This window comes from Sulfurospirillum sp. 1612 (genome assembly GCF_036556685.1).
In the GTDB taxonomy this organism is placed as follows: Bacteria; Campylobacterota; Campylobacteria; order Campylobacterales; family Sulfurospirillaceae; genus JAADIZ01.
This window is the reverse complement of sequence record NZ_CP140614.1, coordinates 1,404,268-1,427,803: the sequence shown is the minus strand read 5'-3', so window position 1 is coordinate 1,427,803 and position 23,536 is coordinate 1,404,268. Positions and strand designations below refer to the sequence as shown.

At 37.6% G+C, this 23,536-nt stretch carries 30 protein-coding genes and 1 other RNA gene; 20 read left to right on the top strand and 11 right to left on the bottom strand.

What is annotated here, in order from left to right; genetic code table 11:
- Positions 1-14: 14 nt before the first annotated feature.
- Positions 15-351, top strand: an RNA gene (rnpB, locus tag SFB89_RS07155) — RNase P RNA component class A.
- Positions 352-362: 11 nt separating this feature from the next.
- Here rnpB and SFB89_RS07150 read toward each other — a convergent pair.
- Positions 363-704, bottom strand: a complete 342-nt coding sequence (locus SFB89_RS07150; protein WP_331773997.1) for a MerR family transcriptional regulator — start codon at positions 702-704, stop codon at positions 363-365.
- A 144-nt stretch (positions 705-848) separates the two neighbouring features.
- Here SFB89_RS07150 and proV point away from each other — a divergent pair, with 144 nt between their 5' ends.
- From proV to SFB89_RS07130, 4 genes are all read left to right on the top strand, one after another.
- Positions 849-2,066 carry a glycine betaine/L-proline ABC transporter ATP-binding protein ProV gene (gene proV, locus SFB89_RS07145; protein ID WP_331776069.1) on the top strand — a complete coding sequence of 406 codons (1,218 nt, stop codon included), beginning with the start codon at positions 849-851 and terminating at the stop codon, positions 2,064-2,066.
- Entirely contained in the window at positions 2,059-3,057 is a 999-nt protein-coding gene (gene proW, locus SFB89_RS07140; protein WP_331773996.1) for a glycine betaine/L-proline ABC transporter permease ProW, read from the top strand. The genes proV and proW overlap by 8 nt, the downstream gene beginning before the upstream one ends.
- Positions 3,054-4,025 (top strand): glycine betaine/L-proline ABC transporter substrate-binding protein ProX, encoded by a 972-nt coding sequence (gene proX, locus SFB89_RS07135; RefSeq protein ID WP_331773995.1) that lies wholly within the window; start codon positions 3,054-3,056, stop codon positions 4,023-4,025. The genes proW and proX overlap by 4 nt, the downstream gene beginning before the upstream one ends.
- Positions 4,026-4,131: 106 nt before the next feature.
- Complete coding sequence (locus SFB89_RS07130; RefSeq protein ID WP_331773994.1) at positions 4,132-4,452, top strand: thioredoxin family protein; 321 nt, start codon at positions 4,132-4,134, stop codon at positions 4,450-4,452.
- Here SFB89_RS07130 and mutY read toward each other — a convergent pair.
- Genes mutY through SFB89_RS07105 form a run of 5 tightly spaced genes read right to left on the bottom strand, consistent with a single transcriptional unit; the run spans position 4,449 to position 8,282 of the window.
- Positions 4,449-5,417, bottom strand: a complete 969-nt coding sequence (gene mutY, locus SFB89_RS07125; RefSeq protein WP_331776068.1) for an A/G-specific adenine glycosylase — start codon at positions 5,415-5,417, stop codon at positions 4,449-4,451. The two genes, SFB89_RS07130 and mutY, sit on opposite strands and share 4 nt — an antisense overlap.
- 4 nt (positions 5,418-5,421) lie before the next feature.
- Complete coding sequence (locus SFB89_RS07120) at positions 5,422-5,823, bottom strand: YchJ family protein (protein ID WP_331773993.1); 402 nt, start codon at positions 5,821-5,823, stop codon at positions 5,422-5,424.
- Positions 5,817-6,542 (bottom strand): class I SAM-dependent methyltransferase, encoded by a 726-nt coding sequence (locus tag SFB89_RS07115; RefSeq protein ID WP_331773992.1) that lies wholly within the window; start codon positions 6,540-6,542, stop codon positions 5,817-5,819. Before SFB89_RS07115 ends, SFB89_RS07120 begins: the two co-directional genes overlap by 7 nt.
- Entirely contained in the window at positions 6,535-7,395 is an 861-nt protein-coding gene (locus tag SFB89_RS07110; protein ID WP_331773991.1) for a DMT family transporter, read from the bottom strand. Before SFB89_RS07110 ends, SFB89_RS07115 begins: the two co-directional genes overlap by 8 nt.
- Positions 7,392-8,282 carry a DMT family transporter gene (locus SFB89_RS07105; RefSeq protein WP_331776067.1) on the bottom strand — a complete coding sequence of 297 codons (891 nt, stop codon included), beginning with the start codon at positions 8,280-8,282 and terminating at the stop codon, positions 7,392-7,394. Before SFB89_RS07105 ends, SFB89_RS07110 begins: the two co-directional genes overlap by 4 nt.
- Before the next feature lie 61 nt (positions 8,283-8,343).
- On the opposite strand from SFB89_RS07105, the gene SFB89_RS07100 reads away from it, so the two are divergent.
- Entirely contained in the window at positions 8,344-8,691 is a 348-nt protein-coding gene (locus tag SFB89_RS07100; RefSeq protein WP_331773990.1) for a hypothetical protein, read from the top strand.
- Here the strand turns inward: SFB89_RS07100 and SFB89_RS07095 are convergent.
- The 5 genes from SFB89_RS07095 to SFB89_RS07075 form a co-directional block, all read right to left on the bottom strand.
- On the bottom strand, positions 8,688-9,707 hold the full coding sequence (locus SFB89_RS07095; RefSeq protein WP_331773989.1) for an aldo/keto reductase: 1,020 nt from the start codon (positions 9,705-9,707) through the stop codon (positions 8,688-8,690). The two genes, SFB89_RS07100 and SFB89_RS07095, sit on opposite strands and share 4 nt — an antisense overlap.
- 87 nt (positions 9,708-9,794) lie before the next feature.
- Positions 9,795-10,013 (bottom strand): hypothetical protein, encoded by a 219-nt coding sequence (locus SFB89_RS07090; RefSeq protein WP_331773988.1) that lies wholly within the window; start codon positions 10,011-10,013, stop codon positions 9,795-9,797.
- Entirely contained in the window at positions 9,997-10,377 is a 381-nt protein-coding gene (fliS, locus tag SFB89_RS07085) for a flagellar export chaperone FliS (RefSeq protein ID WP_331773987.1), read from the bottom strand. Before fliS ends, SFB89_RS07090 begins: the two co-directional genes overlap by 17 nt.
- A gap of 12 nt (positions 10,378-10,389) precedes the next feature.
- Positions 10,390-11,766 carry a flagellar filament capping protein FliD gene (gene fliD / locus SFB89_RS07080; RefSeq protein WP_331773986.1) on the bottom strand — a complete coding sequence of 459 codons (1,377 nt, stop codon included), beginning with the start codon at positions 11,764-11,766 and terminating at the stop codon, positions 10,390-10,392.
- A gap of 3 nt (positions 11,767-11,769) precedes the next feature.
- Positions 11,770-12,123, bottom strand: a complete 354-nt coding sequence (locus SFB89_RS07075; protein WP_331773985.1) for a FlaG family protein — start codon at positions 12,121-12,123, stop codon at positions 11,770-11,772.
- Between the two features lie 118 nt (positions 12,124-12,241).
- Here SFB89_RS07075 and SFB89_RS07070 point away from each other — a divergent pair, with 118 nt between their 5' ends.
- The 14 genes from SFB89_RS07070 to flgK all read left to right on the top strand — a co-directional run bounded on the left by SFB89_RS07070 (position 12,242) and on the right by flgK (position 23,531).
- Positions 12,242-12,598, top strand: a complete 357-nt coding sequence (locus tag SFB89_RS07070) for a hypothetical protein (protein ID WP_331773984.1) — start codon at positions 12,242-12,244, stop codon at positions 12,596-12,598.
- On the top strand, positions 12,588-13,163 hold the full coding sequence (rsmD, locus tag SFB89_RS07065) for a 16S rRNA (guanine(966)-N(2))-methyltransferase RsmD (RefSeq protein ID WP_331773983.1): 576 nt from the start codon (positions 12,588-12,590) through the stop codon (positions 13,161-13,163). Before SFB89_RS07070 ends, rsmD begins: the two co-directional genes overlap by 11 nt.
- A gap of 72 nt (positions 13,164-13,235) precedes the next feature.
- Entirely contained in the window at positions 13,236-14,243 is a 1,008-nt protein-coding gene (gene pstS, locus SFB89_RS07060) for a phosphate ABC transporter substrate-binding protein PstS (protein WP_331773982.1), read from the top strand.
- Between the two features lie 38 nt (positions 14,244-14,281).
- Complete coding sequence (gene pstC / locus SFB89_RS07055; RefSeq protein WP_331773981.1) at positions 14,282-15,247, top strand: phosphate ABC transporter permease subunit PstC; 966 nt, start codon at positions 14,282-14,284, stop codon at positions 15,245-15,247.
- On the top strand, positions 15,244-16,050 hold the full coding sequence (pstA, locus tag SFB89_RS07050) for a phosphate ABC transporter permease PstA (RefSeq protein WP_331773980.1): 807 nt from the start codon (positions 15,244-15,246) through the stop codon (positions 16,048-16,050). Before pstC ends, pstA begins: the two co-directional genes overlap by 4 nt.
- A gap of 2 nt (positions 16,051-16,052) precedes the next feature.
- The gene (gene pstB / locus SFB89_RS07045) at positions 16,053-16,844 is read left to right on the top strand and encodes a phosphate ABC transporter ATP-binding protein PstB (protein ID WP_331773979.1); all 792 of its coding nucleotides are present in this window, start codon (positions 16,053-16,055) and stop codon (positions 16,842-16,844) included.
- A complete protein-coding gene (locus SFB89_RS07040) occupies positions 16,844-17,509 on the top strand; it encodes a phosphate signaling complex PhoU family protein (protein ID WP_331773978.1) in 666 nt (221 codons plus the stop codon). The genes pstB and SFB89_RS07040 overlap by 1 nt, the downstream gene beginning before the upstream one ends.
- The gene (locus SFB89_RS07035; protein ID WP_331773977.1) at positions 17,509-18,183 is read left to right on the top strand and encodes a response regulator transcription factor; all 675 of its coding nucleotides are present in this window, start codon (positions 17,509-17,511) and stop codon (positions 18,181-18,183) included. Before SFB89_RS07040 ends, SFB89_RS07035 begins: the two co-directional genes overlap by 1 nt.
- Positions 18,177-19,559: an ATP-binding protein gene (locus tag SFB89_RS07030; protein WP_331773976.1), complete on the top strand. Its 1,383-nt coding sequence runs from the start codon at positions 18,177-18,179 to the stop codon at positions 19,557-19,559. Before SFB89_RS07035 ends, SFB89_RS07030 begins: the two co-directional genes overlap by 7 nt.
- Before the next feature lie 53 nt (positions 19,560-19,612).
- The gene (locus SFB89_RS07025) at positions 19,613-20,671 is read left to right on the top strand and encodes a flagellar basal body P-ring protein FlgI (protein WP_331773975.1); all 1,059 of its coding nucleotides are present in this window, start codon (positions 19,613-19,615) and stop codon (positions 20,669-20,671) included.
- Complete coding sequence (locus SFB89_RS07020; protein ID WP_331773974.1) at positions 20,671-20,964, top strand: rod-binding protein; 294 nt, start codon at positions 20,671-20,673, stop codon at positions 20,962-20,964. Before SFB89_RS07025 ends, SFB89_RS07020 begins: the two co-directional genes overlap by 1 nt.
- A gap of 72 nt (positions 20,965-21,036) precedes the next feature.
- A complete protein-coding gene (locus SFB89_RS07015) occupies positions 21,037-21,234 on the top strand; it encodes a flagellar biosynthesis anti-sigma factor FlgM (protein ID WP_331773973.1) in 198 nt (65 codons plus the stop codon).
- 18 nt (positions 21,235-21,252) lie between these two features.
- Positions 21,253-21,681, top strand: a complete 429-nt coding sequence (locus SFB89_RS07010; protein ID WP_331773972.1) for a hypothetical protein — start codon at positions 21,253-21,255, stop codon at positions 21,679-21,681.
- Complete coding sequence (flgK, locus tag SFB89_RS07005) at positions 21,681-23,531, top strand: flagellar hook-associated protein FlgK (protein ID WP_331773971.1); 1,851 nt, start codon at positions 21,681-21,683, stop codon at positions 23,529-23,531. The genes SFB89_RS07010 and flgK overlap by 1 nt, the downstream gene beginning before the upstream one ends.
- Positions 23,532-23,536 lie beyond the last annotated feature (5 nt).

Genomic DNA, 23,536 nt, shown 5'->3' with positions numbered 1-23,536 from the left:
TAATCTCGTCCTTAAAGGTACGACAGGTGATTGCTTGGATTTTTGATTCAAGAGGAAAGTCCGGGCTGCTTTGAGACAGGGTTTCGTCTAACGGACGACTGGGGTAACCCAAGGGATAGTGCAACAGAAAGTAAACTACCATACTTTGAAAAAGGTATGGCAAAGGTGAAACGGCGAGGTAAGAGCTCACCAGAGTCTAGAGTAATCTAGATTGCTATGTAAACCCAACCTGCAGCAAGAATGGATTGGTTTCGTCTCATGATAATACCATTCGCTAGAGTGCTATTGCAAGATAGTAAGTAGATAAATAATCACCCGCGACAAAACCCGGCTTATCGTCGTGCCTTTTTGATTACTTTTTGTTACATCGTTTCGATATCTTTGACGTCATTGCCAGATATCTTCTCCATTTCCAGTTCTACTTTATTGATAAAATCTTGTCGGTTTTGTTCATCGATGTTGTTATAGAGCATGTCTAATATAAATTTGATACCATGCGCATTAATTTTTTTCACACTAGCAAGATAGTGTACAAATGCAATCAATTTAATGTCATTGATGGAATAAAGTTTTTTGATCTGTCGACGCTCTTGTGGCAATAGACCTTTTTCTTCATACATTTTCAGTGTTCTTGGCTTAGTTGCTAAAATTTCTGCAATACTACTAATAGGTAATATATTCTTATCGTTGTCTAATAGTGCCACGTGTTGTTCCTTTAAAATTTTCTCATTATACCGTAATAATAAACAAAAAATTTTTAATAAAAATTTATGCTTAAACAAGTATAATGAATATAAACGACATAAAACATGTAATAATTTTACAATATTTTTGTCAAATAATAACACATAAAAGGAAAAAATATCGAAGAAAGAGAAAAAAAACTCGTCGTAAAAAACCTTTATAAAGTTTTTGGAGATAATCCAAAACAAGCGATGAAAATGGTACATAAAGGTCAAAACAAAGAGGAAATATTTAGAAAAACTGGAATGACAATAGGTGTTCAGAATGCTGAATTTGAAGTGTACAAAGGTGAAATTTTTGTCATTATGGGATTATCTGGCTCTGGCAAATCTACTCTGGTACGACTTTTAAATAGGTTGATTGAACCAACAAGCGGACAAATTTTTATCGATGATATTGAAGTCACAAATCTCAGTGATAAGAAGTTGCAAAATATACGCAGAAACAAAATCTCTATGGTCTTTCAATCTTTTGCATTGATGCCACACTTAAATATTCTCGATAATACGGCATTTGGACTCGATTTGAGCGGAGTTTCTAAATCTGAACGTTATGAAAAAGCCAATGCCGCATTGAAACAAGTTGGGTTAGAAAATTATGGTGATGTCTATCCTGATGAACTCAGCGGCGGGATGCAACAACGCGTGGGACTTGCTCGAGCGCTTGCAAATGATCCTGATATCTTGCTCATGGATGAAGCATTTTCAGCACTTGATCCTTTGATCAGAACCGAAATGCAAGATGAACTTTTAAATTTGCAAAATGAACAAGAACGCACGATTGTCTTTATCTCTCATGATCTTGACGAAGCGATTCGTATTGGAGATCGTATTGCTATTATGGAAAATGCCAATATTGCTCAAATCGGAACGCCCGAAGAGATTATTAGTAATCCGGCCAACGATTATGTCAAATCATTTTTTAAGGGGGTCAATGTTACCTCAGTGCTGAGTGCTTCACATATCGCAAGAAAATCAAATCTAACGATTGTCAAAAAAGAGGGAAGTGGGATAAAATCAGCGATGCAATATATGAGTGATTATGACAGAGATTTTGGTTTTTTTGTTGAAAAAAATAATAAATATCTTGGATGTTTGACGATGGCTTCTTTGAGTAAACAACAAAAACTCGGAGGAACGATTTATGATGCCATTATCGAGCAAGAAACCATTTTGGAGAATACCCCTATTAGTGACATTATTAGTGTGGTCGCCTCTCATAAAAATCCAATTGCAGTAGTGGGTGAAGATGGCAAATATAAAGGCTCTATCTCCAAAAGCATTTTGCTTGAAACTTTTGATGAAGGATATATAAATGAGTAGTAATCCTTGGGGTACAGCTGTAGAGCAAAATTCAACGATGGATTGGGGGCAAGCGTCACAAAAAGCGGCCTATCATTTTGATATTTCGCATCCTTTTAAAGATATGGTGCTTCCTTTGGACAAATGGGTAGATTCATCATTATCATGGGTAGTCGGTAACTTTCGAGATTTTTTTCAATTAGCAAAAGTACCAGTGGAGACTATATTACTCGGCGTACAGAACTTTTTATTACACGTCAATCCCTTTATTATTGTCCTCTTCTTTGCACTTTTAGCATGGCAAGTGTCATCAAAAAAGATGGCATTTTTGACCTTATTATCATTTCTTGCACTTGGATTTATAGGGGTTTGGGAACAATCTATGATTACATTAGCCTTGGTATTGACTTCGGTTATCTTCTCAATGCTCTTAGGGCTTCCTCTTGGGATTCTCAGTGCCAAAAGTGATCGATTTGATAATATATTGAGGCCTATTTTGGATGCGATGCAGACCACGCCAGCATTTGTATATCTGATCCCTATTGTCATGTTATTTGGTATCGGCAACGTTCCAGGTGTCATTGTGACGATTATTTTCGCCTTGCCTCCTTTGATTCGTTTGACCAATTTGGGTATTAGGCAAGTACCTGCGGATTTGATTGAAGCATCACGATCTTTTGGTGCTAGTGGCACTCAAATGTTGTTTAAAGTCCAGTTACCTGTGGCCATGCCTACAATTATGGCAGGTATTAATCAAACCTTGATGCTCTCACTCTCTATGGTGGTCATTGCTTCGATGATTGCCGTTGGAGGTTTGGGACAAATGGTGCTAAGAGGTATCGGCAGACTTGATATTGGTCTGGCAGCAGTTGGTGGCTTGGGCATCGTTTTATTAGCGATTGTATTAGACCGACTCACCCAACAAATGGGTAAGAAAGACAAAAAAGACAAGAGTAAATGGTATGAAAGAGGTCCGGTTGGACTTATCTATAATTTAAGGAGTAGTAAATGAAGAAAATTTTATTGAGTTTTGTTTTAATTTTTTTAACAGGCAGTTTGTATGCCGGTGTTAAAGTGGTGCCTTTAAAAAGCTCCATCGCAGGAGAAAGTTTTCAAACTTATATCGTTATCGATGCGCTTAAAGCATTGGGATATCAAGTAGAACCGATTCAAGAAGTCGCATATGCGGTAGGATATGAGACGATAGCTCAAAATAGCAAGAGTAATGATATCTATTTCCTAGCAGATAGCTGGAGACCTTTACATGATGCTATGGTTGAAAAGGCAGGCGGAGACAAAAAACTTTTTAGTAAAGGGGTTTATATCGCCAATTCCGCTCAAGGTTATCTCATTGATAAAAAGACTGCAGACAAATATCATATCAAATATATCAATCAGCTCAAAGACCCAAAAATTGCAAAGCTTTTTGATGCAAATGGAGATGGTAAAGCAGACCTTGCAGGATGTAATCCTGGTTGGGGATGTGAAAAAGTCATCAACTATCAATTAAAAGCATATGGTCTTGATAAAACCGTCACTCACAATCAAGGACAATATTCTGCGATTATAGCAGATGCCATCACACGATACAAAAAAGGCAAGCCAATTTTATATTATACTTGGACACCGTATTGGGTTAGTGGTGTTTTAGTTCCGGGTAAAGATGTGACTTGGTTGCAAGTAACACACTCTGCTCATCCTATTGTCAAAAGTACCAAACTTCCAAATGGAATGGATTTTGGCTTTAGCATTAACAACCAAAAAATCGTGGCCAATAAAAGTATTGAGACCAAGCATCCTGATGTCGCAAAACTTTTTTCTATCATGAAATTGAGTGTCAATGATGTCAGTAGTGAAAATTTACTCATCACAAAGGGACAAGATAAAGATGCCGATATGCAACGCCATGCGAAAATGTGGATCAAACAACATCAAGCAACTTTTGACAAATGGATACAAGAAGCAAAAGCAGCGAAATAATAATGTGTGTATGGGGCTTTGCCTCATGCACTCCTCTCTCAATCTTCTAGAATAAAATCAGAACAATACTATTGCATTGTGTGGGCGATTATACTATAATCACGCCATGCAAACCATTGAAAATATAAACAATACTATTGCCACAAATCCCGCTGTTATGGTCTACTTTTCTGCACCAACTTGTAATGTCTGCCATGTGCTGAAACCAAAGTTAGTGCAAGCATTAGATGAACATTTTCCAGCTTTTGTTGTTGAGAGTGTCGATGTGTCCATCACTGAAGAGATTGCCCCACAGTTTGGCGTCTTTACCGTACCGACGGTCTTGATTTATCTAGATGGAAAAGAATTTCTGAGAAAATCTCGTAATATGAGCGTTGATGAAGTCATGCGAGAGATAGAACGTCCTTATACTATCATGATGTCCTAGCAACCCTTTGACGCAAGGTGTTTCAAATAGAGTTTTAGCACCTTAGAATCTGCGCTACTGAGTGCGAGTGTCTGGAGCTCTTCTTCTAGAAACCACCTATCATGATGGATTTTTTTATGAGAAAGATAGACGGTTGCATGCAGGTGAAAATGGCTATATTTTTGGATGATTTTACCAAGACACTGACCCTCATGATAGACTGTTTCATACTCATAAAAACCCCACAATCCGTGTAAAAAACGACTCTTTCTTTGGATGAGTGCGAGCTGTTTGTCATGCTCATAAATGACAATATGGCGTTGACGGATGGGAACTTCTTTTTTCTGTTTCATTGGTGGGAAATCCAGAGGATTGGTTTGAGTGCCAAGACAGTGAGATTGTAAGGGACATGCATCGCAATGGGTCTGTTTTGATTGGCACAACATACTGCCAATATCCATCATCGCTTGATTGTATTCATAGGGATGATGCGAATCCAAAAGTTCATAGGCATAATGCCATAGTTGCTTTGGCGTAGCTGATTTTAGGCCATAAAAGCGGTACAATATCCGTTTGATATTGGCATCTAAAATAGGCACGGGTGTCTCGTAGGCAAAAGCGCAAATGGCATGAGCCGTACTTGGACCAATACCCGGTAAAGCGACGAGCTCCTCAACACTTTTTGGAAAAGTCTCTCCTAATTGTCGTGCTGCTTTATGAAGATGGTGCGCTCTTGTATAATATCCCAATCCCTCCCATTGTTTTAGCACCGCATCCAATGGCGCTTGAGCGAGAGATTTGAAAGTGGGAAATGCCTCTAAAAAAGGGAAATAAAATCGCTCCAATACGGTCTTGACCTGTGTTTGTTGTAGCATGATTTCACTCACCCAAATTCTGTAAGGATCACGCGTTTTTCGCCAAGGCAAATCAACTCTACCGTATTGGTGATACCACAGTTGAATGTTCTGATGGAGTGAGGAGCTCATAGTATCAGAGGATGTCACCAGAGACATAATACCAACGATTGTTTTCTTTGAGAAATCGACTTTTCTCTGTGAAGGAGACATCGTTACTGTCTGATAACAAGGATGCTCTAAAGGTCACATAAGCCTCCGTTTGCCCCTCGATAAATTCTAAAATTTGTAATTTTTGAAATTGCGTGTGCGCACAAAAATCCTCAATCTCTGCTTGCCAGATTTTTGGATCTTTTTTGCTATCATCATGATCTTGGTGTGTGGTGCTCATGATATATTTATAATGGTGGTTTGCATAAGCACTGTAGCGTGATTTCATCAGCGTCAAAGCATCTTTTGCGACTTTACCCTCATGAAAAGGGCGACAGCATTTTTTATATTTGATATGACTTCCACACGGACAGGGTTTATTTACCATAGAATCAAATTCATCTTATTCATCATTTTTTCTGTCACATTGCCATCACTATCGCAGAATTGTTCTAATACGGTCTTTACCTTCTGCTTATCAGGAGTAACACCTCGGACTTCAAGATGCCAGATGAAACTTTGAAATGCTGTATCAAAATCTTTGATTGTTTCGCGATTTTCATCAAAGGGGATACACGTGTACGCAATCTTTTGTTCTTCTAGCCACGTGGCGAGTTTTCCGGCACCATTGGGATGGCTATAGGTGGCTTGATGCGCTTGAAAGAGTGCCTCTAGGATTTGTGAAGACCTACGTCCTGCCCAACCGAGATAGACTTTTGTCTTTGCACATTGTGTCATCTTCATAAAATCTTGAGGCTCATCGAGTGCGGGTGACATCGTACAAAGTGCCAAGTCATAACTATTGGGACTCACCAAGAATGTACGCCAGGGTTCTGGCAAGATTGTAATATTATTAAGGTGTAATTTTTGAGCATCTTGGCGCAAAACTTCAAGCATTCCTTGTGAAGAATCAAGGGCATCAACGTGAGCAGCGTGTGCTGCAATGCGTAAGGTATAAACCCCCGTACCACAACCAATATCTATGATTTTTTTGTTAGTGATATCAATTTTTGATTGTGCTAACGTATCCAAAACTTTTGCTTCAAACCTATCATTACCCGGTGTATAGCGTGTGTAATATTTTGCTTTTTCATCCCATTTACTCATGGTTTCCCTCCTTAGAAATTAAAATAGCGGCTGTAATAATTAAAATAGCTCCTAAGATTTGGTAGCGGGTGATTGTATCATGTAAAAGTAAATAAGAAAGGTACACTGTCACTACCGGTTCAAATGTTGAAATCATAGAAGCTTTGACGGGACCGACGATTTTCATGCCAGAGAAAAAAGTCACGATTGCTAAGATTCCTGAGACCATGGCAATCGCAAATACCCAGGTCCATTGTTGTGTTGTTGCCGGCATCGTTGCATGAGCTGAGAGGGTAAATAGCAAATAAACCACAGAGGCACTACTGATGATGACCGTAGCACCGACGAGGGCATGAATACCCTGCATGACTTTTGAGCCGGCTAATATATAAATCGAATAGACAAAAGCAGCACCGATACCAAATAAAATGCCGATGTAATTCATCTGTTCAAATTTGATTCCAATAACAAGTAGCGCTCCAATCATCGCTAAAATGAGTGCGATAATCTCAATCTTCTTGATTTTTGTGTTGAGTAAAAATATGGATAGCAGCAACACAATAGCAGGATAAAGATAGAGTAAAATCGCGGTGAGAGAGGAGCCAATGAGTGTCAAAGCTGTGAAATATAAAAAAGATTGCGTGGCATATCCTACCCCGCCCATCATGATAAGAATGATGAGTGTTTTTCCTGTTGGATATTTGTATCCTTTTATCAGAACATAAAGATTCAATAAAATGGCTGCAAGCAGAAATCGAAACAACAAAACAACCGACACGCTGAGGCCTGTTTGATAGGCAAAAGTTGCAAAGATTGGCATCACCCCAAAGCAGATACTCGAAAAGAGAACGAGCAGGAAACCGGTATATTTCAAATAATCCCTTTTCGTTTGCTAAACAAAGAGAGGTAAATGCCTGTTGCGATAAGTAACGCCCCAAAAATATGGTAAAGATGGAGTTTTTCTCCTAAAAATAAATAAGCCAAAATTGAACCAAATAGCGGCATGAGATGGGTAAATTGACCGGTTTTATTCGCTCCGATATGATGGATACCTTGATGCCAAAAGTAAAAAGATAGTACGGAGGTAAAAAAGGAGACATAAACAAAGACCCAAGGGTGTGCATAAACTTTTGCCATATCCTCATTGACACTATATCCCATGAATTTGTAGATAAGAAAGAGCCAAAAGAGACCTACAAATACAATGGTAGTAAAAAATTCAAGATCATTTAATTCTTTGGGTTTAAATTTGACAAGTACTGAGTAGAGTGCCCATGTTAAGGAGGAGACAATAATCCAAATATCTCCTTGATTGAGTTCTAACGTGCTCAGTGTAGATATTTGACCTCGAAGTACTAGGAAGATAACGCCTAAGGTGGAGATAAGAATCCCTGTAAACTGTTTTGGACTGATGCGAATTTTGAGAATAAAAAAAGAAAAGACCAAAATGAGAATAGGAATAAAAGAGTTAATCAAAAGCGCATTGGTTGCTGTGGTATATTGCAATCCGACATACAATAAGGTATTAAATGCTGTGATACCAAGCCACGAGAGGAGGGTGAGTATGAGAAAATGCTCTTTAATCACTTTGGTGATTTTACCAAATTTGACAATGATGACGGGCAACATAAACACAGCGGCTCCAAGCCACCTAAAAAATGCTAACTGCAAGGGGTCGATATCTGAGTGAACAAACCTACCAATGACAAAATTGCCCGACCAAAATAAAACGCATAATATTAATAGAAAAAAAACTGGTATAATAAATCCTTTATTTTTAAAAAAAGATATTATATCACTGAAATGACAAAAAGAGAAGATTATGAATGCTAATAAAAGAACAAAATTAAAAACTTCAGATTTATTTGGGAATTTTAGTTATCCAGAACAGAGTTGGTCGCTCCCGTCGTGGGTGGCAAAAAATGAGATGTTTTTGGAGATACTCAAAGATGTCATTGCGTGTCGTGTGACTGAGGAGTGTTATGTGGAGCCTACCTCTTTTCCTGAGCTTTTTTCTTATCTTAGCGGTAGAAATTATGCTGTTTTTGAAGAGCGTTTTGTGGTATGTCTCTCTCAAGGGAGATTGAGTTACTTAACAAGTGCCGGTTTCACAAAAGTGTCTGCGACACCGGACTTGTTTGAATTGTCAAATTGGAAGATGTACCGCTAACCCATTGGATACAAAATTTCCTTATGAACAGCATCGAGCTTTTGCATCAATTCTGGTGAAATTGTATAATCAAAGGCATCGAAAATAACATCAAGTTGTGTCTCATCCGTAACCCCAATAATCGTAGAGGCAATAAAATCAAAATGCATACTCCATGCTGTGGCTAGTGTGGTAAGATTGACGTCGAATTCTTTGGCTATTTGTAGATATTTTTCTACCGAAGCCAAGGTTTTATCATTGACAAATCGTGCAGCTTGTGCTTGAACGCGTGGATTTGGATTGTTGAGGTATTTTGCAAATCGTGCGTCTTGAGGCATAAATTTTTGATTATATTTTCCTGTTAAAACGCCCCCTGCTAATGGAGAATATGGCAATAAAGAGATGGATTCTTTTTGACAGACTTGCGCTAACTCATCTAAAAATCTTTGATTGAGAATTGAAAAGTTATTTTGGATAGATTGATAGCGTGCTAAATTTTTGAATTTTGCCACTTCATTCGCTTTTGTTAGGCCATAAGCGGTGTCGTTAGACGTTCCGATATAGCGTATTTTTCCTGCTTTTACAAATTCGTCTAAAACTTCTAACGTCTCTTCTATTGGTACCGTCATATCCGGCCAATGAACTTGGTAGAGGTCTAGATAATCTGTTTGTAATCGTTTGAGACTCTCATCTAATGCTTTGGTAATATGAAATCGATCAACAGCAGTGAGACCATGGCGGATTGGTGGTACAAACCATCCATTGGATGCTCCTGCTACTTTTGATGCGAGGATAATCGAGTCTCTGGGTTTGTCTTTCATCCATTCACCGATAAATTCTTCAGTGCGACCATTGTATTTGCTAGAAGCAGGCACTGGATAGAGCTCTGCTGTATCAAAAAAGTTAATACCTCGCTCATAAGCTTTATCCATGATTTTAAAAGATTCTTTTTTATCACAAAAGCTACCAAATGTCATCGTTCCAAGACAAATTGGACTCACTCTCAAGCCACTTTTCCCAATATACCTGTAATTCATCAATATTCCTTTGATTGTTTTTTATTTTTTATATGTTCCAATTTTAGCATATTTTTCAAAATAAAAAATATACTTTTGTTAGCAATATTAATTTTTTAAGTATTCTTTTGTTTTTCGGATTTTATCCATATTGAGGGCAATCTTATGTTGTTCTCTCTTAACAAGTGAGATTGCAGTTTGAAGAAGGGATAAAGCCTCTTGGGCTTTATCTAAGCTGTCAAAGTTTGGAATGGTGGTTGTGAGTGCATTAATATTTTCTATATTTTCTTCAATGACAGCAATTTTCAGTTTATTGAGCCATGGCATATCTCGTCTCTTCCTCCCATGCAGCTAGTAACTCTTTGGTGACGTGTAACACTGTATCGATTTTATTCGTATCATTTTCGATATTAGCTTCTGAGAGCATTTTGATTTGATGCACATAAAGACCACTCAGATAATGCGCGACATTGCCCTCTTTGTAGTCCAAAGCATTGAGCAATTCTATATAAATCGCCACACTTCTATTAATCCAGTAGGATTTTTTTTCTAAATCGTGATGTTCGATGGCACGTTTAGCATGAGAAGCAAATTTTAAAATCCCCTCATAAAGCATAGTGATTAACTTTTCAGGTGACTCTATGGCGAGATTATTTTGTGAATATGCAGCGTATGCGGCGTTTTGACTCATAATGTTTCCTTTCTAACTACTTGTACTTGAACTATTATTTGATAATGCATCAATTTGCATACTTAATGACTGAAATGATGAGTTGAGATTTGAAATGACGGCATCATAAGCAATAAATTTTGAGGTCAGTGCATCATATTTACTATCGAGTGATGCGGTGGCTTTTTCTTTCTCTTCACTCAGCGATGTTGCTTGTGTTGAATATTGAGTATCCAGGCCGGTTAAGATACCTGTTGATGTATTGGTATAGGTGTCTAATAATGAATTGAAATCAGTAAAATATCCCGTACCGCTTGTGCCTGTGCCTCTAAAGAAATCTTCAACATCAGAACTGTTTTCTTTTATTTTATCTTCTAGTGCGGTTTGATCAAACTCTAAGGTGCCAGCACTATTGAGGGTGACGCCATAATCGGACAAACTTTTACCATCAGAATTGACTTCAAAAAGTTGTCTACTTAATGCAGATTTTAAATCTCTAATTTCACTGGTCCCTTGAAAAACGCCTGCGGTTTGAGTAGAAGAATCATAGCCTGTACTACTTGTTAGGCTACTGATTAATGTGTTGTAATTGTCTACAAAATCACTAATATTACTAACAATTGAATCAGTATCTTGTGTAATGGAGACATTTGATTCTCCCGTATGATTGATATTGATAGTGACTCCTACGATAAGATCATCTACGGTATTTGTTTGTCGCGTGATATTGATGTTATTGTAAGTAAACTCTGCATTAGTGGCTGTTTGAATATGATTTGCAGCAGTGTCTAAACCTAAATCTGATGCAGCCGAACCCGTAGAGGTGATGGTGATGGCATTGTCTGTTCCGGTATTGGCTGATTTAAATGTCAATCTGTAAGGAGTATCTCCTCCAACATTGAGGGTGGAGGCAATAATTTTTCCATCGGTTGCATCATAAATTTTATTTTTTAAATCATTAATAGTCATACTAGCGGTGACATCCACACTATAATCTTTTCCATCAATATTAAAATTAAGGGTGTCATCGGCGCTGGTAAAGGTGCTGTTTTCGCTGCTAAAAGAGTCGCTTTGGTAGATGTCTGGTTTTGCAATTTTTGTTACATTGAGTGAAAAATCTTGTGCAGATACGCCATCTTCTGCTGTGACGGTAGCATTGTCTGATGATGTTGTGACAGTATTTTTAAAATATGTTGATTCTGATGCTAAGGCACTCGTATTTGATTTGAGTGTGGCTACTAATGTCGTCAATTTTGCTAAATCAGTTGTTTTTGTTTGATTGGCAGTAATTTTGTCTGTTATAGGTGTAATGATGGCTTTCTCATCAACAGATCGTAATTGATCGAGTACATCACTACTAAGGACACCACTACTTCCAATTCCAAGAGAACTCAATGAAGATGTTGCCATTGTTTATCCTTTTTTGTCAAATATCATACCAACAATTTCTTTCATTTTTTCAGAAAGATGCATGGCTTCTTCGGATGGTATTTTTCTAATCAGTTTACCGGTACTTTTTTCCATAACATCAACAAACATGCTGTTGATTTTGTCATTATATCCAAATGTGACATTGGTATTAAGCGCGTCCATATGCTGATTTAGCTCCTTAACCGTACTGTCTATCTTGGTATTGACTTGATCGGTACTCATTTGTTTTTGTTGCACGGGAGCCACATCACTTGTTTTATTAGTCACTGATTGTGTACTAGTCGTCTGTGATGCAGTCTGCGAAACGGGTTTGCTGGCGACATTAAAGATATCCATACCTGACTCCTTTACTAAAATCTATAAAGTATATCGGCGCGAATGTTTTTTAATTTATATGCTTTTTATCTTTATATGATAAAATCGTAACCAAAATTATATAAATGTAGGTTATTCTATGAAAATTGCGCTCATGTGTCAGTCTTTACTGCTCTCAAAATCTTTGGAATTGTTTTTGAAAAACAAAATCACGACATACAAAAAATGTGATTTTGTCATCACAGATAAGCAGCTTGAGTTGGATAAACCACAATTTATTATCGCCCATCATGATGCCCATCTTGGGATGCCTTTTTCGGAATCTTCTTTGATTATAGCACTCGAAAAATTTTATAATACAAATATATTAAATCTTGCTGCTTCAAAAGAAGAGCCTAGAGTTCCTGAAGATGATTTAAAGGACAAAATTGACGAGATTACGACAAAATTTCGTAATGATTTGATTTCAATTATAGCGCAACATTATGAAAAATAAAGAGATTTATACTACTATTCGGGCAGGTCTTTATAAAGGGAAAAAGATAAAAATCCCTGCCATTGGTACTACTCGCAGTACCAAATCAATTCTCAAAGGCTCCTTTTTTGATACCATCCAATTTGAGATACGCGATCAAATCTTTGTTGAGGTTTTTGGAGGAAGTGGCTCTATGGGCCTAGAAGCGTTGAGTATGGGAGCGAAAAAAGCCTATTTCATAGAGAAAAATGCCACAGCGTTTGAGATTTTGCGTTTTAATTGCTCACAGATTGATAAAAACCATGCTATTTGTAAAAAGGCAGACAGCTTTGAGTATTTTGAAACCCTCTTAGGCGAGATTGATTCAAAAAGTTTTTTCTATTTTGATCCTCCCTTTTCGATTCGTGATGGTATGGAAGATGTCTATGAAAAAGTCTATCAACTCATCCAGAAGATTCCTCCCGCTAAAGCAGCCTTGATTACTATCGAGCATATGAGTGCCTTGAAAATGCCAGAACATATCGCCTCTTTCACACTACAAAAAACCAAAAAATTCGGAAAAAGCTCTCTCTCATATTATCGCTAGAGGTTGTAACCGTTTTGTTATCGAACTTCATTATAATTCTCAACGAATTTAAAATTTCAAGGAGAATATGTAATGAAAAAGTTTACTGCGGCAATTCTTGGTGGTGCCTTATGTGCAGCCTCTTTAATGGCAGGAGATATGGTAAAGGGAGATGGCTCTAGTTTTGTCCTTCCTATCAATCAAGCGTGGGCGAAGGCGTACTTTAAAGCAACCGGTAAAAAAGTACAATACAATGGCGGCGGTAGTGGAAAAGGAATCAAAGATGCCACGTCACGATTGGTTGACTTTGGTGGTACTGATGCCCCATTGACACCCAAAGCACAAGCAAAAGACAAAATGTTGCAATTCCCTGCAGTCGTGGGTGCTACGGTTATGGCATACAATCTACCGGGTGTGAAGAGTGAAGCTCTAAAGCTTAGTGGCAAAGCTATCGTGGCTATTGCTGAGGGCAAAGTCAAATATTGGGATAATCCAATGCTTAGTGCACTCAATCCAATGATTAAACTTCCCCATAAAGAGATTATTTTTGCAAGACGATCTGATGCTTCTGGTACGACGTGGAACTTTACTTACTTTTTAGCCAGTGTTAGTACCGATTGGAGAAAAAACTTTGGTGTGAAAAAAACCATCAATTGGCAATGTAAAAATATCGGTGGAAAAGGAAATCCAGGCGTGAGCTCTATCATCAAACAAACTCCTTATTCAATCGGTTATATCGAATATGCCTATGCGATTGAATCTAACGCAAAAGTTGCAGTTGTTGAAAATAGAGACGGATACTTCGTCAAACCTGAGATGAAAACATTCCAAGCCGCAGCAGCCGGTGCGGATTTTGACCCTAAAAAAGGTTTTTATACTGTCATTGGTTATCCAAGAGGCAAAGATTCTTATCCATTGGTAGCGTGTCCTTTTATCATCATGCCAAAAGAGAAAACCAACGCTAACAAAGAGATTACTGCTTTTTATGCTTGGGCTTATGACCATGGTGCCAAAATAGCAAAAGATTTGTATTATGTGCCTCTTCCAAAAAGTGTTACGGATAAAATCAAAGGATATTGGAAAGATAACGGAGTTTACTAATCGTGAACAAAGAATATATTTTTAAAAGGGTCTCGTTTTTGAGCGCGACCCTTATTTTGGTACTTTTAGTCTCAATTTTTGTGATGTTGTTTATCTCTGCAAAACCTGCGATGCAAGCATATGGCTGGCATTTTTTGGTTGATAGTAGTTGGGGAAAAACGGTTGAGGTAACATCTAGCAAACCAGTGATGCAACCCATCGCAACATCGCCAGATAATAGTGATGCTGATTCTAATCTCTTTGCTGATGAAGAGACTCCCATCTTACCTATCTCAGATCAAAGTATTGACCCTACAAATCAAATGTCTCCTACAATTACAAAGACCATCTATGGCGGTTTTGTTCCGATTGTAGGAACGATTCTCTCAACGCTTATTGCGATGGCGTTTGCGATGCCGATTGCTATGGGTATAGCAATATTTTTATCTGAAATAGCACCGAAATTTCTCATCAAACCTGTGGGCTTAGCGATTGAATTGCTTGCAGCCATTCCTAGTATTATCTATGGAATGTGGGGACTTTTTTATTTTGCGCCTATTGTACAAAAAATATTTGGTGGCTATCAAATCTCCATCTTGACAGCGGGTTTGGTGCTGGGGATCATGATACTTCCTTTTATGGCCGCAATCACTAGAGATGCGATGAATACGACGCCTAGTGTCTTAAAAGAGTCAGCGTACTCTTTGGGTGCTACCAAATTTGAAGTGGTCAAAGATATTATTTTTCCGTACGCAAAAGTTGGCATCATTGGCTCAATTATTCTCTCTCTCGGTCGTGCCTTGGGTGAGACGATGGCAGTAGCCTTTTTGATAGGGAGTGTTTTTAAGGTACCAAATTCACTAACAAGTCCTACCATATCGATTCCGGTTGTTTTAGCTAACAACTTTGGTGAAGCGAGTGGGGATATGATGAGTGCGCTTTTTTATCTTGCATTTATTTTGTTTGTGTTTAGTTTCATCATTATCGGTATTGCTAAATTTTATTTTTTAAGGAGACACAGATGAAACGCTTGATGATTAATAAAATCGCTTTATTGCTTTCGATTTTATCAGCGATTACGGGGTTAGCCTTTTTAGCATGGATTCTCATCACCTTATTTTTAAAAGGGGTGAATTCGCTTCATTTTTCATTGTTTCTGCATGACCTTGTGGATGGTGGATTGAAAAATCTCATCTTTGGACAATTTTTAATGGCGACAATTGCGACCGTGATTGGCGTACCTTTGGGATTGATGGCAGGGATTTATTTGCGTGAGTATGGACAGGGAAGGTATGCTAATATCATTAGAGATTTAAGCGATATCATGATGAGTGCGCCTTCTATTATTATTGGTTCTTTTGTTTTTGTGATTGTGGTCGTCCCTTTTGGCAGTATCAACGGTTGGGCTGGTGCGATTGCTTTGACTATTATGTTGATTCCCATCGTGGTGAGTACGACTGATAATATGCTCTCATTAGTGCCAAAAGAGCTCAGAGAAGCTGGCATTGCACTCGGTGGTGGAAAACATCAAGTGATTTTAGATATTGTTTTAAAAGCCGCAAAGGTTGGTTTGATGACCGGTATTTTGCTGGGATTTGCCAGAATTATCGGTGAAACCGCGCCCCTTCTTTTTACTTCCGGTACCAACAGTTTTTGGACAACAGATCTTAGCAATGCCTTTCCTTCTTTAAGTGTGAGTATCTATAATCTTGCAAATTTTCCGACAGATAAAGCAAGAGATTTAGCATGGGCGGCATCATTTATTTTGACGATGATTGTGTTGTTTATTAATATTGTCGGCAGATTTTTTACAAGAGAAAAAGGATAAATATGGCAAAAGAATTGATTATGAATATCAAAGATTTTTCGTTTCGTTATGCAGGTGCAGAAAAAGCCTCATTGATGTCGATAAATCTGCCCATTCATAAGAACAAAGTAACCGCACTCATTGGACCGAGTGGTTGTGGTAAATCAACACTTCTCAGAGCGCTTAACCGTATTCATGATCTCTACCCTGGACATGAATACCAAGGTGACATTAATCTATTGAATAATGAGAATGATACATTTGAAAACATTTTGGATATCAAAAAAGAGAATGATTTTATTCAACTGCGCCAAAGAGTAGGGATGATTTTTCAAAAGCCAACGCCTTTTCCGATGAGTATCTTTGATAATGTTGCTTATGGATTGAAACTATCGGGATTAAAGGATAAAACACTACTTGAAGAGAAAGTTACTAATGCACTCAAAGGCTCAGCCATTTGGGAGGAAGTCAAAGATAGACTCAAAGAGAGTGCCATGGGCTTGAGTGGGGGACAACAACAACGCTTGTGTATCGCAAGAGCCGTGGCACTTAAGCCAGAAGTCTTACTCTTAGATGAGCCAACGAGCGCGCTTGATCCTATCTCTACCGGGGCGATTGAGGAGTTGGTCTCAGAGTTAAAAAAAGATATTTCGATTGTTATTGTGACGCACAATATGCAACAAGCCAGTCGATTGAGTGATTATACGGCTTTTATGTACATTGGGAAGTTAATTGAGTATAATAAAACCGATAAAATTTTTCTCAATCCTCAAGAAAAGTTGACAGAAGATTACGTGACAGGAAGGTTTGGATAATGTTAGAGAATTATAAAGAAATTTTAGATAAATCTAAAAAGAGGGTCCTTGATTTAGGTCATGATGTTATCCAAGCTTATGATTTGTTGCTGGAGAGTTTTCGTGATGGCGATGAAATCAAAGCAGATGAAGCACGTAATATACTCAAAAACGCTCATGATAGAAATAGTAAAATTGACAATGAAATTATCAAAACATTGGCACTTTTTTCTCCAGAAGCACGTGATTTGAGAGTGGTGATTGCACACTTGAAGATTGCCAGTGAACTAACACGGATTTCTGATTATATTCGAGCGTGTGCTAAAAATACCAAAGTGCAAATTATTGCAGAGTTTTTTATCGAAGATATCAAAGAAGATACCCAAGCTTATATGCAAAGTGCTGCAAAATCATTGCAGGCGGCAGTGGCATCTATCGTGGCAGATTCTGAAGAGGAGCTAGAGGGCTTGTATCGCAATGTTAATGTGGAAGAGAGCAAATGTGATGATATCCTCTCTGTTTTAGAACAATCGGTGATTCAAAAAGTCTATTTAGAGCCTGAAAAAGCAGAAGCATTTTTTGCCTTTTTGAAGAGTATGCGAAAGTTTGAGAGGATTTCTGATAGAAGCTTAAATATCGTCAAATTATCCTATTTTGCGATTAAGGGCGGAAAGATAAAACTATAATGAGTGCACAAATTATTATTATTGAAGATGAAGAGGATTTGCTAGAGCTTTTAGAGTATCATCTATCAAAAGCAGGCTTTCGTGTTGTCGGTTTTTTATCTACCAAAAAAGTGGAAGATTTTTTGTTAGAAGAATCGGCTGATTTGATGATTGTCGATCGCAATCTTCCTGGCGTGGAGGGGAGTGAATTTGTCAAATACTTACGAAAAAATGGCTATAAAATTCCTGCAATTTTTGTAAGCGCCAAAGATAGTGATAAAGAGATTGAAGAGGGATTTTTGCGAGGGGGAGATGATTATGTCACAAAGCCTTACAATATTAATGAGCTGATTTTGCGCATCAAAGCGATTTTAAGAAGAACAAAATCCTATGTTGAAAGTGGCAAGCTGGCTTACAAAGATATTGTACTTGATATTGATAAAAGAGAAGTATTTGTAGCCGAAGAATTGGTAGCTTTGAGCAAATTGGAGTTTGATCTTTTACTCTACTTTATCAATAATAAAAACATTGTGCTAGATCGTAACAGATTATTAGAAGATGTGTGGCGTGATACGTATCTAAAACAAGATAAAACCGTCAATGTGACTGTGAACCGTTTAAAAAATCGAATCGATAAAGAGAACAAAAAGGGTTATATTAACGCGATTAGAGGGGTAGGGTACAAATTTTGTTGAGGTTAAATCAGCTCTATTTTCGTAACTATTTTCTACTCTTTTTTGGGACGATTTTTGTGGTCTCTTTGGTGGGGTATTTCTTGCTAGAAAAGATAGAGATTAGCAACCATAAAATGATGCTTCAAAACATGATTAATCAGTTTATTGTATCCACTCATGATATTAAAGATTCACAAAAACGCTTGGTGGCGATTCGCTCAAAAACCTCGGTGAGGGTGACGATTGTTGATTTAAAAGGTGATGTGCTTGATGAGAGTGATCGCAACATCAAAGGGATGGAAAATCACCTCCACCGACCTGAAATCCAACAAGCACTCAAGCAGGAGTTTGGCGAGAGTGTGCGCTATTCTGAGAGTATTGATACCAATATGCTCTATGTGGCCAAAAAATATCAAGACTATTTTATTCGTATGGCATTTCCCCTCAACAATATCAAAAGTAAATTTCTCAAATTCTGGTTTGGTGCTATTGGACTTTTTTCACTCTCGATGCTTTTTTCAATTTGGATTTCTGTGCGGATTAATCGCAAAATCAAAAAAGACCTGGTGGCGATTATGAAGAGTTTGGAAAATATGCTAAATAAAAAATATGAACTTGAATTTGATGAGAGTAAGTGTTGTAGTGAATTTAATACCATAGCCAAACAGATTACTAAAGTATCCAAAAAATTAGAAAAACGGGAAAAACAAAAAACAAAATATGCCAAAAATCTCAAAGCCTTGAGTAAAAAACAGAGCGATATCATCTCTGCGATTAGTCATGAATTTAAAAATCCAATAGCTGCTGTGATTGGCTATGCTCAAAGTGTCAAAGATGACCATAATTTGAGTCTGGGTATTCGCGATAAATTTTTGGATAAAGTCATCAATAATGCCCATAAAATATCCATGATGATTAATCGATTGTCTATGGCAATCAAATTTGAAAATGACACGATAACACCAGAATTAACAGAGTTTAATCTCGCTGTGATTGTCCAAGATGTCAAGGATATGCTGATTCAAAAATACAAAGATCGGACTATTATCGTCGCCGTAGACGAGATTAAAATTCAAGCAGATCGCGTGATGATTGAAAATGTTTTGACGAATTTGATCGAAAATGCGCTCAAATATTCTGAAGGCGATGTCGTGGTGCGAACCGAAAATAACACGTTGGAAGTGATTGATTCAGGCATTGGGATTGAGCCTCAAGATGTACAAAATATCACCAAAAGATTTTATCGTGTTGAATCGCTAAAATGGGATAATTCCATCGGCGTAGGATTGTATATTGTTGAATATATTTTGAAAATTCATCGATGCAAACTCAAAATTGAAAGTACACCAGCGAAGGGCTCTAAATTTTCCTTTGATTTACAACCTTTGCTCTCTTGAGTTTTTTGGAACATAAATTGCTTTATCTTTGGTAATTAAACCAAAGGATGACAATGAAGCGCTTCATACTATTGTGTCTTATATTATCAAACCTCTCTTTTTTGCAAGCGGAGAAGATTAAAAATATTGCTAATATCATTGGTGTGAGAGAAAACCAACTCATCGGATACGGCTTAGTTGTCGGGCTCAATGGAACGGGCGATGGCACGTCATCTAAATTCACACTGCGTTCATTGGCCAATCTTTTGCAGACGGTGAATGTCAAAATTTCTTCCTCTGATATCAAATCCAAAAATGTTGCGGCGGTTATTGTAACGACAAAATTGGGTGCCTTTGCGAGACAAGGGGACAAGATGGACGTTGTCATCTCTTCAATTGGAGATGCCAAATCGCTTCAAGGTGGGACGCTTTTACTCACCGCTTTAAAAGGGGTCGATGGGAAGATTTATGCGTTAGCACAAGGCTCCATTACGATTGGGGGAATGAATCCAAAAAGGAGCAAAGGACAGGTCAATCATGCTACCAACGGCACGATTTTTAATGGTGCGATTGTTGAACGCGATGTCGCGTATGATTTGTATGATAAAAAATTTGCTGATTTGAGTTTGAAACATTCAGACTTTAATACCGCCATAACAATAGAAAAAACATTAAACACTTATTTTGAACAAAACGTCGCAACAGCGATAGATCCTCGTACTATTCGATTAAAAAAACCAGATAATCTTTCTATGGTAGCATTTCTAGCCAAGATGGAAAATGTGAATGTGAAATATGAAAAAGAGGAGAAAATTGTCATCGATGAACGCACAGGCACCGTCGTCAGTGGCATTGGTATCCATGTGTCACCTATTATCATCACACACGGTGATATTACCATCAAAATTGAGCCAAGAAAAGTGATGCCAAAAGGTAAAGAACAAGTGAATCTAGGGGATGGTGTTAAAATCGCAGTCAATCAAAATGAACTCAACATGAAAGAAAAGGATATCACGATTGCTAACATCACCAGAGCTTTGCACAAGCTAGGAGCGACACCGAAGGATATTATATCGATTATCGAAAATATCAAACGAGCCGGTGCCATCAATGCGAAATTGGAGATTATATAATGACAAACACAATTGATAATAGTATTGCCAAATCTTACATCGGTAAAGTGAACATTGCATCTGATTTATCCAAGGAAAATGATGTGAAACTCAAAGAGCAAACGGATAAATTTGAAGCTTTTTTTATCAAAAAAGTTTTGGATGTGTCGATGAAAAATGACAATCCACTCTTTGGAAAAAGTGCTGGAGATGGTATTTATCATTCGATGTATAATGATGCTATTAGTGAATCCATGGGAGGAAAATTTGGATTGAGTCAAATCCTATTTAATTTTCTCAAACAAAAAGGTTAAGTTTTATCATGATGTGACGATATAGTATTAAAGAAGAATAGTATGTATCTTTAGATACTAAAGGGGTTCAAGATGATTTCAAATATAAACGCCACCAATACGGCGATCTTGCAGAATACACAAAATTCTCAAGAGAAAAAGGGCACAGCCCAAGTAAAAGAAAACAAAGTGTTAAATAAAGTCGACTCTATAAAAGAGCAGATTAAAAACGGTACGTATCACGTGGATATTCAAAAAACTGCACAATCTGTCTTTGAGGAACTTATTTAGCCTTGTAAAAGGATTTATATGTTGCTACACTATCTTAAAAGTTCTCTAGATGATATTGATCATTTGATTGACTTGACAAAAAAAGATATCGAAGATATCAAAGAAGCCAATCATGAGCTTGTTTTTGAGAGAACAAAAATCAAAAATGATTTAGTAAAAGCGTTTGAAAATAAAAAATCTTTGTTAGATAATGAACTCATTAAAATGGTTTCAAACAACAAAGGTATGGATTTAGAATCAATCTTAAATGAAGAACAAAAAACGCTACTTAATGAAATGAAAATCAAATTGACAGAGCTAAAGAGTGTCAATAAACAGTATGCTAAATTTGTTGTGATAGTGAGTGAATTTTATAATACATTGTTAGATAAAATCTTTCCGCGCGAACTCGAAGGTTACAAAAAAGCCAATCGTACGCCGGCAACCTTGTTGAAAGTGAGAGCATAATGAGTCTTTTTAGTACACTAAATACAGGATATTCCGGACTTAGTGCCTCAGAACTTGCCACTTCGGTAACGGGACAAAATATCTCCAATGCCAATAATGATTACTATACCAGACAGAGAATTGTCACATCTGCCTCCACGCCTTTGAGTGTTTCACCAGGAAGTGTTGGCACGGGAGTCACAGTCACCTCTATTGAGAGAATTCATGATGAATTTGTGTATCAAAGGCTCAAAGATTCTTCCAACCAACTCTCTTACAATCAATATTCCCAACAAACACTCGAAGAGATAGCGGGCTATTTTCCGGATTTGCAAGGCTCGGGTATTTCACAAGATTTAAGCAATTATTTTAATGCGTGGAATGATGTGACGACAAATGCGAGTGATGCTTCTCAAAAAGTTTCGCTGGTTCAAAGTGCCGTGACACTTTCTGCCAATATTTCTAACACACGCGATCAATTACGAACATTACAAGACTCTTTGAATGATCAGGTAAAAGCAAATATTAATGAAATCAATACATTAGGGCAACAGATTGCTGATTTGAACAAAAGCATTGCAACCGCGGAGAGCGTGAGTGGCAATAATGCTAATGATTTAAGAGACCAAAGAGACAATCTTGAGCTTAATCTATCAAAACTTTTGGATATTGCAGTGTTTAAAGGCAATGTCTCAACGCAAAATATTATTGATAGCAATGCGACAGACCAAGGCAATGATTATAATATCAATATTGCGGGCAATTCTTTCGTTGATGGCCCGACTTTTCGTCCATTGGTAGCTGAAAATGTGAGTAATCAAAGTAATTATTACTCTGTTTATAGTGTCTCCCAAGATGGAACAAAAGCGAACCTTACGGATAAGATTTCAGGTGGGAAATTGGGCGCGATTCTCGATATTAGAGGACGAACTTTTGACACGACTTCACAAGGCGGATTCCCGAGTGATGGTGTGTTGCAAGATTATATTGATAAACTAGATAGCTTTGCCAATACACTGATAACACAAACCAATACTATCTATGCACAAAGTGCGAGCACAAGTATGACCACTCCTGCGCAAGAGAATTTAGATGCCAATACGATACTGGTCAACACCGATAAACATATCAACACCGGATCTTTTGATGTGGTGATGTATGATAATGCCGGTACAGAAGTAGGTAGGAAAACCATCACCATCGATGGCACAACGACGATGGATGATAATAGCATCAGTGATAGTATTGTCAAACAAATCAATGCTCCAACAGATAACAATCATGATAACAATAATACCAATGATATCAACAGTAAATTTACAGCACAATATAATGGCTCTACCTTTTCTCTCACCCCAACCAGTAGCAATGTCTCTGGGGCTTATAAAATATCAATCGAAGACAATGGGACAAATTTCCCCGGAACCATAGGAATCAATCAATTCTTTAGCGGTACCAATGCCAAAGATATCAAAGTGAATGATGTTTATGAAGAGAATCCCGCCTCAGTACAAGGGTATAAAGCCCCAATTGATGGTAATAATGATGTGGCCAATGCCATGGTGCAATTACAATATGATAATGTTAACTTTTATGGTTCAAATAATACAATCACACAAGAACAACTCTCTGGTTATTATGGAGCCATTACCACGGAGATTGCAAGTGATGGTGAACAAGCAGGCAATAATGTGGATACTTCTAATGCACTGTTTCAGACGGTACAGACAGAATTTCAATCCATCAGTGGGGTTAGTACTGATCAGGAATTGACCAATTTGATTAAATTTCAAGCTGCTTATGGCGCCAATGCGAAAGTGATTACGACGATTGATCAAATGTTGACAACCCTATTGGGTATCAAAACATAATTGCT